Annotated in this window: 12 protein-coding genes and 1 other RNA gene; 8 read left to right on the top strand and 5 right to left on the bottom strand. The window is 40.8% G+C overall.

The genetic code is table 11. From position 1 onward, the window contains the following. Window positions 1-14 precede the first annotated feature (14 nt). Window positions 15-902, top strand: coding sequence for a nucleotidyltransferase family protein (locus B9A58_RS05075; protein ID WP_084371328.1), 888 nt, complete (start codon window positions 15-17; stop codon window positions 900-902). Window positions 903-951: 49 nt separating this feature from the next. Next, window positions 952-1,416: a peroxiredoxin gene (locus B9A58_RS05080; protein ID WP_084371329.1), complete on the top strand. Its 465-nt coding sequence runs from the start codon at window positions 952-954 to the stop codon at window positions 1,414-1,416. On the opposite strand, the gene B9A58_RS05085 is transcribed toward B9A58_RS05080, so the two are convergent. Next, the gene (locus tag B9A58_RS05085; RefSeq protein ID WP_084371330.1) at window positions 1,413-2,252 is read right to left on the bottom strand and encodes a hypothetical protein; all 840 of its coding nucleotides are present in this window, start codon (window positions 2,250-2,252) and stop codon (window positions 1,413-1,415) included. The two genes, B9A58_RS05080 and B9A58_RS05085, sit on opposite strands and share 4 nt — an antisense overlap. 124 nt (window positions 2,253-2,376) lie before the next feature. On the opposite strand from B9A58_RS05085, the gene ffs reads away from it, so the two are divergent. The 4 genes from ffs to B9A58_RS05105 all read left to right on the top strand — a co-directional run bounded on the left by ffs (window position 2,377) and on the right by B9A58_RS05105 (window position 4,276). Continuing rightward, window positions 2,377-2,474: signal recognition particle sRNA small type (ffs, locus tag B9A58_RS05090), an RNA gene on the top strand. A 190-nt stretch (window positions 2,475-2,664) separates the two neighbouring features. Next, window positions 2,665-3,321: a fructose-6-phosphate aldolase gene (gene fsa, locus B9A58_RS05095; protein ID WP_084371331.1), complete on the top strand. Its 657-nt coding sequence runs from the start codon at window positions 2,665-2,667 to the stop codon at window positions 3,319-3,321. Between the two features lie 35 nt (window positions 3,322-3,356). Next, the gene (locus B9A58_RS05100; RefSeq protein WP_084371332.1) at window positions 3,357-3,560 is read left to right on the top strand and encodes a fructose-6-phosphate aldolase; all 204 of its coding nucleotides are present in this window, start codon (window positions 3,357-3,359) and stop codon (window positions 3,558-3,560) included. Window positions 3,561-3,565: 5 nt separating this feature from the next. Continuing rightward, window positions 3,566-4,276: a cell division ATP-binding protein FtsE gene (locus B9A58_RS05105; protein ID WP_084371333.1), complete on the top strand. Its 711-nt coding sequence runs from the start codon at window positions 3,566-3,568 to the stop codon at window positions 4,274-4,276. A gap of 505 nt (window positions 4,277-4,781) precedes the next feature. Here B9A58_RS05105 and B9A58_RS05115 read toward each other — a convergent pair. The 3 genes from B9A58_RS05115 to B9A58_RS05125 all read right to left on the bottom strand — a co-directional run bounded on the left by B9A58_RS05115 (window position 4,782) and on the right by B9A58_RS05125 (window position 9,426). Further along, on the bottom strand, window positions 4,782-7,619 hold the full coding sequence (locus B9A58_RS05115; protein WP_084371335.1) for a WD40/YVTN/BNR-like repeat-containing protein: 2,838 nt from the start codon (window positions 7,617-7,619) through the stop codon (window positions 4,782-4,784). Between the two features lie 100 nt (window positions 7,620-7,719). Next, window positions 7,720-8,778: a branched-chain amino acid aminotransferase gene (locus B9A58_RS05120; protein WP_084371336.1), complete on the bottom strand. Its 1,059-nt coding sequence runs from the start codon at window positions 8,776-8,778 to the stop codon at window positions 7,720-7,722. A gap of 105 nt (window positions 8,779-8,883) precedes the next feature. After that, window positions 8,884-9,426, bottom strand: a complete 543-nt coding sequence (locus B9A58_RS05125) for a cob(I)yrinic acid a,c-diamide adenosyltransferase (protein ID WP_084371337.1) — start codon at window positions 9,424-9,426, stop codon at window positions 8,884-8,886. A gap of 103 nt (window positions 9,427-9,529) precedes the next feature. Here B9A58_RS05125 and B9A58_RS05130 point away from each other — a divergent pair, with 103 nt between their 5' ends. After that, complete coding sequence (locus tag B9A58_RS05130) at window positions 9,530-11,224, top strand: amidohydrolase (RefSeq protein ID WP_084371338.1); 1,695 nt, start codon at window positions 9,530-9,532, stop codon at window positions 11,222-11,224. Window positions 11,225-11,258: 34 nt separating this feature from the next. Here the strand turns inward: B9A58_RS05130 and B9A58_RS05135 are convergent, their stop codons facing one another. After that, entirely contained in the window at window positions 11,259-13,106 is a 1,848-nt protein-coding gene (locus tag B9A58_RS05135) for a glycoside hydrolase family 13 protein (RefSeq protein WP_084371339.1), read from the bottom strand. Between the two features lie 264 nt (window positions 13,107-13,370). Between B9A58_RS05135 and B9A58_RS05140 the strand changes: the two genes are divergently transcribed. After that, on the top strand, window positions 13,371-14,129 hold the full coding sequence (locus B9A58_RS05140; protein WP_084371340.1) for a LytR/AlgR family response regulator transcription factor: 759 nt from the start codon (window positions 13,371-13,373) through the stop codon (window positions 14,127-14,129). Window positions 14,130-14,205 lie beyond the last annotated feature (76 nt).

Consider the following 14,205-nt stretch of genomic DNA (forward strand, 5'->3'; position numbering starts at 1 on the left):
ACACTAATTTGTTAATGAAACCCACTTTACTCATACTTGCTGCTGGCAGAGGCAGCAGATTTGGCGGAGCCAAACAAGTCGCACCCATGGGACCACATGGAGAAACAATCATGGAGTACAGTATTCATGATGCCTTAAACAACGGCTTCGGAAATATTGTACTTGTAATCAATAAAGAGGTTGAGCAGGATACTTTTGACCTGGTCAATAAAATGACCACGGCCAAGGACAAAATATCCTATAGCTATCAGGATTTGTACACTGAATTTATTCATCCAGACATTCAATCCAAGCGATTGAAGCCGTGGGGGACTGCACATGCCATCATGAGTGCTTGTGACGAAATAAAGGGAAGCTTTGCCATGATCAATGCGGATGACTATTATGGGAAAGATGCCTTCATCACCATGGCTAATTATCTGCAAAAGAATTCGTCTCCCAACAACTACAGCATGGTGGGTTACGATTTGGAGAATACGCTATCAGCCAATGGCACCGTCTCAAGAGGTATATCCATCAGTGATGAAAACGGATTTCTTAGTTCTATCAAAGAAACGCATGGCATTCATGCAAAGGATAGCAAAATTCTAGCAGAAAATAATATTGAGATTACAGAAGGGCTTGCTTCTATGAATTTTTGGGGTTTTCAAAACAACCTATTTGATGAACTAAAATCTCAGTTCAAAGGTTTTCTTGAAACCACCCCAGACCTTACCAAAGACGAATATCAAATTCCTACAGTCATTGATCAAATGATCAAAAAAGGAATGATTCAAGTGGCTGTATTGCACTCAGGAGCTAAGTGGTTTGGAGTGACTTACAAAGAGGATGCACAGTATGCCGCAGAGGCCATACAGAAATATGTGGCTGGCGGCAAGTACCCTAGCCCACTTTGGAAATAGACTTTTATGAAAAAATTATTTAGCTTTTGGTTTCAAAAAACGGTTAAAGATGGAATTAAGTATCGGAGATGAATTACCAGACATTACTTTAGCAGATCAGGATGGAGCTTGGATTAAGCTCAGAGATTTTGCTAATCAACCTGTAGTAGTATTCTTTTACCCCAAAGACAATACTCCAGTCTGCAATATTGAAGCTTGCGAATTTGAAGCACACTACAACGACCTAAAAAACGCTGGCGTGAAAGTTTTTGGCATTAGTAAAGACAGCGTTTCTTCTCACAAAAAATTTGCTACCCGTTTTCATCTAGAGTATCGTCTACTAAGCGATGTCAAAGGCGAAGCAGAACAGAAATTTGGCGTTGGACGAAAATTGTTTGGTCTACTTCAGAATCGTGTTACTTTTATTTTTGGCAAGGGTGGCAAGCTCATCCATACTATTCATGCGCAGTTCAACGGACGACGCCATGTGGACGAGACCTTGTCCGTTTTAAACATTGAAACTGGGTCTCATTAAAAACCACCTATCTTCAAAGTGAGATAGTAGCTGATCTCATCAAATTCATCTGTGGCAGTGTTTACCAACTGCAAGTCTTGTGTAAACCGTTTGGACACCCCGAGATCTAGTCTGAAATTGTGAGCAATATTGATTTCTAAATTAGCTCCTGGCTCTACGTACCAAAAGACATCCTCGTCTATTATCCCATCACTGTCGTTCAAAAAATCCTCATGATCGGGATCTTCATAACCCAACCAACCTGCCCCTGCCGAAACGGGAAAAGTAAGATGAACGACTTCATTGGAGAATAATATTGGTTCCAACATCAAACCCCCATACCCTCCTAACAAGCGAAGTTTTTTCGTCATATCATTTGGATCAATATCCTGATACTTAGTAGTAGGAATGATACCATAGGCGTCTATTCCAATTGCCAATGTTCTGTTGACTATCCACGCTCCACGAACACCACCCATGACCAATGTTTCATCCTTAAATTCTGAGGTTTTAAAACTAATGGCTCCATAGCCTCCACTGTGGTTCATCTTGCCAGTCAAAGTCTTGATTTGATGCTTGTTTCGTTTCGGCTTTTCCTCTTCTACAGGTTGATAAGGCTCAGTAGCTTGATAATATTTAATGATCACTGGCTGAGTCGTCACAGTATCCGGTTTGACTGACCGCACCAATTCTGATTCTTCTTTTATATCTACAGAATCCTTCTCAATCCCTTCATCTCCAAAGTATTGCAACTTGGGTTTCTGATCAATAGTGTCAGCTTTTTGAGGGATAATGGTCTGACCAAAGGTCGAAATAGAAAGCAGCAGTAGTCCGAGTAAGAGTTGAGTCGTTTTCATTATTTGATTAAAGTTTCAAACGTATTTTAAGCAAAAGACAGACGGCAAAATGATAGGTTTCCAATTCTTTAAAAAATAATTGAAGGGTGTCTGGCTTTAGGAAAAAAATCGTTCTAATTTTGCAGTGGCAAATCGATACGACCAGCTCCTGTCGAACTCCCCCAGGGCCGGAAGGCAGCAAGGGTAGATAGTCGTAGCGGTGCGATGTTGGTTTGCCATTTTTATTTCCCCTCCTTTTTTTCAATCATTGAATTTCTTAATCATTCAATTAGCGTTCCAGCTTTATTGATTCACTGTTTCATTATCGCATTGCCCCATTGTTTCATTAAATCAATGAATCGTTAATTCCTTGATTCTTTTCTTTATAATTTTGTATCACTAGCAATTTCATTCACACTAAAAAAAAGAAAATATGAAATTTTTCATTGACACGGCCAACTTGGACGAAATTCAGGAAGCCTATGACTTAGGCGTATTGGACGGCGTGACTACCAATCCCTCATTGATGGCCAAAGAAGGCATCACTGGTCAGGCAAACATCCTAGCACATTACAAAAAAATCTGCGACATCGTGGACAACAATGTAAGTGCCGAAGTGATCGCCACAGACTATAAAACCATGATGGAAGAGGCACACGTATTGGCCAAAATCGATGAGAAAATAGTAGTGAAGGTACCTATGATCAAGGACGGCATCAAAGTAATCAAAACTTTGAGTAGCGAAGGTATCCGAACCAACTGCACGCTGATTTTCAATGCTGGGCAAGCTTTATTGGCCGCTAAGGCTGGTGCATCGTATGTTTCTCCATTCATTGGAAGATTGGACGACATTTCCGTAGATGGCTTGCAATTGATCGAGCAGATCGTTCATATCTACAGCAACTATCCAGAATTAGACACTGAGGTTTTGGCCGCATCTGTGAGACACAACATGCACCTGATTCACTGTGCAGAAATTGGCGCTGACGTGGCCACTTGCCCGTTGAAAGTAATCACTGGTTTGCTCAAGCACCCACTGACTGACAGCGGATTGGCTCAGTTTTTAGCTGATCATCAGAAAGGAAACTAATTTTTTAGCTTTCATCATCTCGTAGCTCACATCTTATGCATATCATAAAGGTAAAAGGAAAGGCCAAAATACCGGACTATATCCAGCTGCGGGATGATGATTTCGTTTTAATTGCCTATTTTCGGGCAGATCGCCCTTTGAAAAAACTGGACAAATATGGTCTGGAGGGCAAGGAGGATGAACTCAAGGCAATTATTGAGCAACTTCCTTTCGGTAAAATTCAACCCTTAAACCTATAAGTACAATGGAATTTAGCGCGAACCCTGTGGTAGAAGTAAACGATGCGACCATCTATCAGGAAAATCAGGCCGTGCTCAATTCGATTAGCTTTCGAATCGAAAAAGGCGAGTTCGTCTTTTTGGTAGGCCGTACGGGCAGTGGCAAGTCTTCATTACTGAAAACCTTATATGCTGATCTTGATCTAAGAGAAGGTACTGCCAACGTCACAGGCTTCAACATCAACAAGATCAAGTCTAAGGATGTACCCTATTTGCGCAGAAAAATTGGTATCATCTTTCAAGACTTTCAGCTCTTCCCAGACCGCACGGTTACTGAAAACCTGGTTTTCGTGATGAAGGCTACTGGCTGGAAGGACAAATCAAAAATCAAAACCAGATTGGCCGAAGTGCTGATGCGTGTAGGTCTGGGTGCTGCTGCCGACAAACAACCCCACCAGCTTTCTGGGGGTGAGCAACAACGTGTAGTGATCGCCAGAGCCTTGATCAATGAGCCAGCCATCCTGATAGCTGATGAGCCAACAGGAAACCTTGATCCAGAAGTGTCTGATGGTATATTCAACTTATTCTTAGAAATCAATCGCAATGGTACAGCTGTCCTCATGGCCACACACAACCATAACTTCATCAATGACTACCCACACCGCACACTAAAGTGCGAAGATGGTAAGCTCCTAGATTCTGAAAAAGAAGAGTTTGAGTTGAGCGGGCATTATTAATTTTCTGGAGACATCAATGCAATGATTGATAGAAAATTCCTTCAGAAATTCTTATTTTATCTTACAACTGTTCCAATAATCATAATATATGGAACACAACGGGTATCCTTCCCCTCCAATTGTGTACTGTAGCTTGGCCTTAGTTGCTATTTCTTTTTTAGTTCCATTGTACGAAAATGTATATATACCAAAAAAATTGAAAAGGGAAACTATAGCCGCATTAAAGGGATTAGAAAAGTTAAATTTTAAGTTTGAGACAAATCAATACATTGGTAAATTTTGATGCCCTTGTTGGTGTTGTTCACCAACAAGCCTTCAAAGTTAACTTCTTGTACGAATCCCTCAGAGTTCTCTCGCGAGTAACTCTGAGGGAGTAGTTTAAATTTTGTTATACGTCACTTCTAACGGAGTGAATAGTCCCTTGCGGAACCGATGGGGATTGTCACGTCAATCATTTACACTATAGTGCAAATGACCTCCTCACAATGACGGGCTTAAGCTATCATTACTCCTTCACTACCAACTTCTCATTCGCAATCTTTCCGTCCATGTTGAACTGAATGATATACTCCCCTGCTTCCAGATAAACCTTGCCATTTTTAGCTTTTGGGGTGCCATCTTCTGCAGCATCACCTGATCTGGATAGATCATAAGTGTAAAAATTGAGACCTGAAGACAAATCTACGTTCGTCACGTACATGGTACGATCACCAGCCATTACTTTGAGTTGGGCTTTACCCTCAGACTCACTGTAGATCACCAGTTCGCAAGCTGGCTCATTATATCCATACCACTGATTATCGTAATTATAGTCTCCCCAGTGATCATTAATTTTCATTTCGGCAAGGGACAGTATTTTCAGAGATTCTTTTTTCCCTAGTTCGTTTAAATTCTGGATAGCCGTGATATTTGCGATATAGACTGAGCGTCCGTGCGTTCCTACAATCAACTCATTTGCCCTAGGATGAACGGCCAAATCATGCACGGCTACATTAGGCAAGCCCCCACTCAAAGACATAAAAGTATTGCCACGATCAATAGACGCATAAGCCCCATGGTCTGTCCCAAGATAAAGCACCTCTTCTTTCACAGGGTCTTCTGCAATCACATTCACGGCTTCTTTAGGCAGGTTGGTTCCTACGGCTCGCCAAAGTTTTCCGTAGTTTTCGGATACATAAACCAGCGCATTGAAATCATCATTTCGATAGCCATTGAGCGTCAGGTACACTCTACCTTCCTTGTATTTGGATGGTGCAATACTGCTCACCCAATAGTCTTTGGTAAGATTTGGGTCAATGACTGTCCAGGTATCTCCGCCATCCTGAGAAACTTGTACAACTCCATCATCTGAACCCACATAAATTAGCCCTTCTCTGATTGGCGATTCTGCAATGGTTGTCAGTGTGCCATAGCTCACATTGCCATCCTTTCCTCCTTTGGTCAAGTCTTTAGTTGGTTTACCAAAATCATCACCTTTATTGGTTGACTTATGAAGTCTACTGGAACCCATATAGACCACATCCTGGTTGTGTCTGGATAGGTGAATAGGTGCTTCCCAGTTCCAGCGAAAAGGTTTTTCGCCCAAATCATGCATGGGTGTGATTTTCTTTTCATCACCCGTGGTTTTATCTATTCGATAGTAGTGTCCAAATTGAAAACCTGTATAAATAGTATTGTTGTCTCTGGTATCCACCTCAGTTTGCATACCATCACCCCACATGAGCATTTGCCAAGGATACTCCCCAGACATCTGCCAGCCCGTTGAAAACTCGTATGTACTTGGTCCCCACCAAACACCATTATCTTGTAAGCCTCCATAGACATTATAAGGCTCGGCCATATCGAAATTGATATCATAAAACTGACCTACTGCATTGGGATTACTTTTCATCCAAGTCTTACCATCGTCATAGGAGATATTTACTCCCCCGTCATTTCCACTAATCAAATGGCCAGAACCGGATGGATCGACCCAGAGCGCTTGATGATCACCATGCTGATTGTCGCCTTCTATATTTTTCCAGGTTTTTCCTCCGTCTTCAGTTTTGATGATGGGTACTCCCAAAACGTAAACATGTGCTGGATTAGCCACTGACACTCTTACCTCACCAAAATAATAACCATAAGAGTAAAACATGTTGTCAATGAAATCAGTGTGTGTTTTGTACCAAGACGCACCTGAATCATCCGAACGGTACAATTCAGCTCCAATCACTGGTGTATTGAACAATTGCGCATTTGCATCGTCAAAATAGGTGGCCACATCTGCTGGTCGAGCATCACCAGACTTCACGATTTGCTTGACACTTGCAACATCATATTTTTTTGGGAATCCATTGTCTTTCAAATAATCACTCAATAACGAGTCATCTACAGCCAAGAAAGTCGCTTTGTCCATGGATTTGATTTGTACTTTGGTCAGGCCGTCTGAAAGTGGTGTGTTGGGTTTTTCAGGCCTTCTGTCTTGATTATCCAATATAGCATAGATGATTTCAGGATTCTTAGGATAAATCGCGAGTCCTATTCGCCCAGTGCCTTGGGTGTCCGGAAATCCAGAATTACCGCCAGAAACCTCTTCCCAATGCTGGCCACCATCAGCTGACTTATAAATGCCACTACCCATTCCTGAGCCCTCAAAGTTCCATGCCTTTCGATCACGCTGCCACATAGCAGCGTAAAGCACATTGGGGTTAGATGGATTCACCACCAAATCTATGGCACCAGTTTTATTGTCCACAAACAAAGTCTTAGCCCAAGTACGTCCCCCATTATTGGATTTATAAACACCCCTTTCGTCATTATCAGAATACAAATGACCCACTGCGGCCACCCACAGAATTTGATCGTTCGTGGGGTGTAGTACAATCCTTCCAATGTGCTGGGTATCAGCCAATCCCATATAAGTCCAGGTTTTGCCATTGTTGGTAGATTTGAAAATTCCAACTCCTGAGTAACTCGAACGACTTGAATTATTCTCTCCAGTGCCGACATAGATAGTTTTTGTATTCCAATTGACAGCTATGTCTCCAATTGACATGGCCATCTGGTCATCAAATAAGGGTTCGTAGGAAACTCCCGCATTTTTGGTTTCCCAAAGTCCTCCAGAAGCGTACGCCACATAGAAGTGCATTGGATTTTCTGGATCCACTGCCAAATCGGTCACACGGCCGCTCATGATTGTGGGTCCTATGTTTCTAAATGGAATATCTTTCACCATTGAGCTTTTGAGCATCTCCTCCTTCAGTTCTTTATTATTCATTCTGTCAATGGCAGAAGTTGCTTGTTGAGCAAATGAATCAGAAAGAAAAATAGACAGGCAAAATATGACTACTGAACGGATCATGGCGGGTTCTTTTTTTTATTTGGATAAAGTAGAAATTTAGGCATAAAAAAAGTCCCGATCAATCGGGACTTCACTATTTCGTGGTTTATAGATTTATAAGTTAAACCTTATAAACCCATCCGTGAGTATCTTCGATTTCTCCTAGTTTGATTTTATCCAAAGTGTCAAACAGCTTATCAGACAATGGCTTCTCTTCTGGCAACACATAGTCCACACCGTTGTATCCAATTTTATGAATTTTAGCAATGGTAGCAGCAGTACCTGCTCCAAAAGCTTCTTTTACTTCACCCGCCTTCAAAGCTGCTTCCAGTTCTTTGACACTCAGTCTTTTTTCTTCTACTTTCATTCCCCAGTCTTTAGCTAAAGTCAGCACACTGTCTCTAGTGATTCCATTGAGAATGGAATCTCCAGTAGGTGCAGTAACCAAGGTGTCATTAATTAAGAACAGTAAGTTCATTGTACCTGCTTCTTCTACAAACTCGTGCGTTTGTCCATCCGTCCAGATCAGTTGGTGATACCCTTCTTTCTGCGCTTGCAAAGCAGGATACAAAGAGGCAGCATAATTACCAGCAGTTTTAGCATATCCCACACCACCAGCTACAGCTCGGGTGTACTTAGTTTCGATCTTTACATTAACTGGCTCTGAGTAGTAAGCGCCCACTGGTGCAGTAAATATCAAAAATTTATATGTTTCAGAAGGTCTGATACCAACATACGGATCGTCTGCAAATACGACTGGCCTGATATATAAAGAAGTATTTTCCTGACCTGGCACCCAAGCGCTGTCTACTTTGAGTAAGGCCGTCAAGGCTGACATGAAAAACTCTTCCGAGATTGGAGGAATGCACATACGTTCTGCACTTACAATCATCCTTTTGGCATTGGCTTCAGGTCTGAAAATTAGGATTTCACCTGCTTTGTTTTTGTATGCTTTTAAACCTTCGAAGACAGATTGACCATAGTGTAAAGTCGCATTGGCCGGGCTTATGGATAAGTCTCCATAAGGTTCGATTCTCATATTCTTCCACTCCCCGTTTTCAAAATCGGCCACGAACATGTGATCTGCATACACTTTCCCGAATGGGATGTTATTGAAGTCAACTTCACTAATTCTAGATCTTTCAATCTTCTTAATTTCAAACTCTGCCGTCTCAGTCATTTGTTAAGCTATTTTTGTTTTGGGTAATGAAACGCAAATTTAATCAAAATAGTCATGGAAAGTGATCCCCAAGAGTAATTTGAGGAGATCATTCACATAAATTATTTAAGGTTTCCAGGGTACCTCGGTCGCCTTCAATTCTTTGGTCATCCATCTGCACAACACAAATAGGTAATCAGATAGTCTGTTCAAATATGTGGTTATGTTTTCGTGAACGACCTCATTTTCAGCTAAACCAGTCACCAAACGCTCAGCCCTTCTGCATACACATCTTGCGATATGCCCTACCGAAACAGAAACATGGCCTCCAGGCAAAACGAAATTCCGCATTTCTGGCAACTCCTCATCCATTCTATCCATAGCCTTTTCAAGCAGTTCAATATGTTTGATTTCAATAGATGGTATGACCACTTTCGATTTTTGAGGGTCAGAAGCTAGGTGCGACCCAATGACAAAAAGTGTGTTTTGAATAGCTATTAGTTCATCTGCAATAGATTCATTCACTGGCTGATCACGAATCATTCCGATGTGACTGTTCAGTTCGTCGATTGTTCCATAAGATTCAATTCTCAAATCAGCTTTTGATACTCTTGTGCCCCCCAGCAGTCCCGTAGTCCCTTTATCTCCAGTTTTTGTATATACCTTCATGTTTGAGTTTTACCGTTGCCAAATATTTTTTTGATAATTACATACAAAAATGGTAAACTTAATGTTCTAACCTGTTTGATTCATTCAAATTTTAAGCAGCAAAATGCGCTCTACCTATTACTTACTGGCTCTTGTGGCCATCTGTTTGCAGTTTTCTTGTGCAGACAAACACCCAAAGGCCGATTTGGTTCTGTTCAACGGAAACATATACACCCTGAATGAGACCGAACCCAAAGCTGAAGCCCTGGCAGTAACTGATGGAAAAATCGTGTATGTAGGAAACAATGTAAACGCTAATCAGTGGGTAGCAGATACTACACAAATCATTGACCTTGAAGGCAAAACATTAACCCCAGGCTTTATTGAAGGTCATGGGCATCTCATGGGTATCGGGAAAAACCTGATCAACCTTGACCTTTTAAACACCAAAAGTTATGATGAAATCATTGAAATGGTAAAAACCAAAGTAGATGAAGTAGAAGATGGTGAGTGGATTTTGGGACGCGGCTGGCATCAGGACAAATGGTTTGTATTACCTGAAAACATGATCGACGGATTTCCTGCGCACAACAAGCTTTCAGAAATCTCTCCAAACAACCCAGTGGTATTATCTCATGCAAGCGGACATGCCCTATTAGCCAATGCCAAAGCACTGGAACTGGCTGGCATAAATAGTGACACGCCAGACCCGGAGGGAGGAACCATTTTTAAAGATTTGGGTGGCAACCCTACTGGTATCCTCAATGAATCAGCTGAGAAATTGATAGATGATATCATCCCTGAGGATTCTGATGAGAAAAAAATTCAAACGCTTAACATGGCGATTGAAGAATGTCTAAAAAATGGCATCACAAGTTTTCATGATGCAGGGGTCAAGCAAAAGACTATAGATCTCTATGAGTCTTTTTTAAACAATGGTTTGCTTAAAATTAGACTGTATGTAATGCTGAATGGCCGAGACGAAGAGCTACTTAAAAATTGGTACAACTCTGGCCCTCTGATTGGTGCGGGTGATAATTTTCTGACCATACGATCCATCAAATTGTATGCGGATGGAGCACTAGGTTCTAGGGGAGCCTTACTCCTCGAAGACTATGAAGATGCGCCTGGCATACAGGGGTTAAGATTAAGCCCAGCAGATTATATCATGAGAGTGACCGAGCAGGGAACAAAAAACGGATTTCAAATCTGCACTCACTGCATTGGGGACAGAGCCAATCACGAGGTGCTGGACATGTATGAGATTGTCTTAAAATCTGACACCTCCATGGCAAATCCAAGATTCAGAATCGAACATGCGCAGCACATTGCACCAGACGATATAGCAAGGTTTGGACAGTTGGGTGTAATTCCATCCATGCAAGCCATCCACATGAGCTCAGATCGACCTTGGGCTATTGACCGATTGGGTGAAAAACGAATTGTAGAAGGTGCCTATATGTGGCAGGAATTGATCTCGACTGGTGCTTATGTGATGAATGGCACTGACGCACCTGTAGAGCCTGTCAATCCATTGGCTAGTTATTATGCCTCAGTTACTAGACAAACTTTAGAAGGCAAGCCTGAGAATGGCTACGAGCCAGATCAGCGAATGACAAGAGAGCAGGCACTTCGAGCATATACCATCAACAATGCCTATGGGGCATTTGAAGAAGGTATTAAAGGTTCGATTGAAATTGGGAAAGTGGCTGACTTTGTCGTACTATCTAAGGATATCATGAAAATTCCGGCAAAAGATATTCTAGCCACTGAAGTAGAATACACGATCGTGAATGGCGAGATACTCTATCAAAAGTAAAAAAGATGCCGAAGCCTCTTTAGTAAAAACCGTCTCACTTTATCAACTCTATTATTAAAGCAGAATTTGGTTGGATGTCAACATATTCAAGTGTTAAATATGTCGTATTAGTGATTATGTCCGTACCCCTTGTATATCCTTCCAATGCTTCTTCAAAACGATCCAACTGATATCGTTCAAATTTTCGATCATTATTATTTATGATAACCATTGTTTTCCTTTCATCAAATGATCTAAAATAGACATAAACATTGTCGTATGGCTGAAAGTGAGTCAGTCGTCCTTTATGAATTTCCTTTGCATTCTTTCGCCACTTTAGTATGGTATTGACATACCTATAGAGTTCTTCTTCCTTTGTCGTTCGTCCATTTTTCGAAAAGGCATTTCTCACATCACTCTCCCATCCGCCTGGAAAATCTTTTCTCAAAACCCCATCAGGCTTGTCTCCTGCCAATAAAATCTCATCTCCATAATACAATTGTGGAATCCCTCGTGTGGTCAGGGTAAAAGCCATGCTAAGTTTGACTTTACTCATGTCTTCATCTAATAAGGTGTAAAGTCTAGGAACATCATGGTTCCCATTGAAAATTTTATTATTTGATGCATCTCCATAAATGAAGTCCTCCGCAAGCGTTTCATATAATTTATATACGTTACCGTCCTGGCCAAAAGCAGTCAGCATAGCATAGTACAGTGGGTAATCGCATACACTATTAAGCCTTGGATTGTAACCATCAGCATTAGGCCCTATTCTATTCCAATAAGACAATGAGGACGCTTTGCTTTCCCAGGTTTCGGCAACAATATAAAAATCTGGATATTCCAGTTTAACTCTTTTCACCCAATCAGCCATTACCTGTTTGTCTGGATAAGGATAAGTATCCATTCTGATTCCGTCCAACTGAGCATACTCAATCCACCAAATAGAATTTTGTATTAAATAAGTAGCAAGAAATTCATTGTGAAGATTTAAGTCTGGCAAGTTCTTGTCAAACCACCCCTTGGTAAATAAATCATAATCCGACTGAGACACGTGCGGATCAGAAGCTGCTATGTTTGTGAAACTGCTTCTAGTAAAAGTATCCCACTGATTGAGCCAGTCATTTGCTGGCAAATCGTTCATCCACCAATGCCCTGTCCCACAATGATTGAATACCTGATCCATGATCATTTTCATTCCTCGATCATGACACTCCTTAGTGAGGTTTCTAAAATCTTCGTTTGAACCAAACCTCGAATCTGTCCGATAAAAGTCTGAAATGCCATATCCATGATAGGAATAGGCTGGTTGATCATTTTCCAAAAAAGGATTCATCCATAGCGTAGTAGCACCAAGTTCTTGTACATATTTTAAATGATCTACAATGCCCTTAATGTCTCCTCCATGCCTGCCGTGTGTATCTTCTCGATTTGCTTTTTCTATTGTATCATCCGTTGAGTCATTTTCTCTCTCACCATTTGCAAAACGATCAGGCGTAATAAGGTAAATGACGTCAGACCCATCCACAGTTTGCCCTGTAGTACCCTTATCAGATTTTTGTTGTATTTGATATTCATAGGAAACGAGTCGTTTCTTTCCTTTCATGAAGTTGATAGCAAATGACCCTGGCTGGCTTTCAGCAGAGATGTTGAGGTTTACAAATAAGTAATTTGGACTCTCCAATGTGGTTACACTTTTTATCTCCACTCCTGGGTAATCAATGGTGGGTGTTGATAGGCTAATGTTTTCGCCATAAACAAGCAACTGAAGTGAAGCGGTTTCCATCCCAATCCACCAAGTTGGTGGCTCCACTCTTTCTAATCGAACAACCTGCCCCACCAGTGTCTGCACTGAGCAGAACAGTAGTAAGCCAGCCAGTATTATTCTATTTTTTGTATTCATACCAAAAAGGTTTTAAAAATTAAACATCCTGCTAGATGATGCGATTTTGGCTTACTACCAACTTCCTTATACAATCAACGATTTCACAATACGGACTACAAGTAGCTGGTATAGAGGAACTTTTAAATGAATTTTGGGATTTAAGAGTCGTTGATATAAAAATCTCAGTTCTTTGTATAAAATTGCTAGTCGTTTGTACAAATTAGTTTTTATGTTGATTCGCTTTTTAAATTTTTGTTGAAGACAAAAAAATGACTGATAATTTTGCATCAAATTAACCTTCGTAGAATCGCTGAACATTTACTCTACTGGCTAGGGCTTATTGCATTTTTAAGTGTTGTTTGGGGAAGTTCTGATGGCAACTATCCACGAAATTTGATCATTCAATTCTATAGTCTCCCTTCTAGACTCATTTTAGTCTATACCACGTTGTACTTACTCATCCCCCATTTTTTACTAAAAAAACAATTCACGCGTTTTGCTTTGGCTTATTTATTCCTGCTTGTGCTTGTCGGACTAGTTATTCAACGACCACTTATGTTGTACCATGTACAGCCCATTTATCTACCTGAGTGGAATGTGTCAAGTTTTTTCATCATTTCAGAATTGATGAACACCCTACTGGATGTGAATCTAGCAGCTATACTTCCAGTTGGCAATTCTTTATACAATCTATGGGTTTCTTCCAATGAAAAACTAGAAACGAATGCCCAAAAATTCATCTATCTGAAAGTTGAAAAGAGACTAGAAAAAGTAGTTATTGATGACATCATTTATGTAGAAAGCCTGAAAAATTACATCAAAGTCAAGACCACAGAAAAGGAAATCGTGGCATATAGAAGCCTGACTGTCATGGAGGAGGCTTTGCCAGTCGATAAATTTTTAAGAGTACATAGGTCATTCATTATCGGACTCACCTACGTCGAATCTTTCTCCCCAAATCAAATTCAACTGGGGGCGATAAAAATTCCGGTAGGAAGAACATATAAGGAAGAAGTCAAAAAGAGATTAGGGTATTTTTAGCGTCTGTCAATCTCAAAATCAAAAAAGAGGCCGAAGCCTCTTTTTACGAATACTTGCTTAATGACCCTAAAATCCA

The sequence above is a fragment of the Reichenbachiella faecimaris genome, from assembly GCF_900176375.1.
Classification (GTDB): Bacteria; Bacteroidota; Bacteroidia; order Cytophagales; family Cyclobacteriaceae; genus Reichenbachiella; species Reichenbachiella faecimaris.

Bases quoted from the DNA above. Each gene is read 5' to 3' on its own strand.
- B9A58_RS05100 (WP_084371332.1), top strand. From the start codon at position 3,357: ATGCATATCATAAAGGTAAAAGGAAAGGCCAAAATACCGGACTATATC.
- B9A58_RS05085 (WP_084371330.1), bottom strand. From the start codon at position 2,252: ATGAAAACGACTCAACTCTTACTCGGACTACTGCTGCTTTCTATTTCG.
- B9A58_RS05120 (WP_084371336.1), bottom strand. From the start codon at position 8,778: ATGACTGAGACGGCAGAGTTTGAAATTAAGAAGATTGAAAGATCTAGA.
- B9A58_RS05125 (WP_084371337.1), bottom strand. From the start codon at position 9,426: ATGAAGGTATATACAAAAACTGGAGATAAAGGGACTACGGGACTGCTG.
- B9A58_RS05130 (WP_084371338.1), top strand. From the start codon at position 9,530: ATGCGCTCTACCTATTACTTACTGGCTCTTGTGGCCATCTGTTTGCAG.
- B9A58_RS05080 (WP_084371329.1), top strand. From the start codon at position 952: ATGGAATTAAGTATCGGAGATGAATTACCAGACATTACTTTAGCAGAT.
- B9A58_RS05075 (WP_084371328.1), top strand. From the start codon at position 15: ATGAAACCCACTTTACTCATACTTGCTGCTGGCAGAGGCAGCAGATTT.
- B9A58_RS05105 (WP_084371333.1), top strand. From the start codon at position 3,566: ATGGAATTTAGCGCGAACCCTGTGGTAGAAGTAAACGATGCGACCATC.
- B9A58_RS05135 (WP_084371339.1), bottom strand. From the start codon at position 13,106: ATGAATACAAAAAATAGAATAATACTGGCTGGCTTACTACTGTTCTGC.
- fsa (WP_084371331.1), top strand. From the start codon at position 2,665: ATGAAATTTTTCATTGACACGGCCAACTTGGACGAAATTCAGGAAGCC.
- B9A58_RS05115 (WP_084371335.1), bottom strand. From the start codon at position 7,619: ATGATCCGTTCAGTAGTCATATTTTGCCTGTCTATTTTTCTTTCTGAT.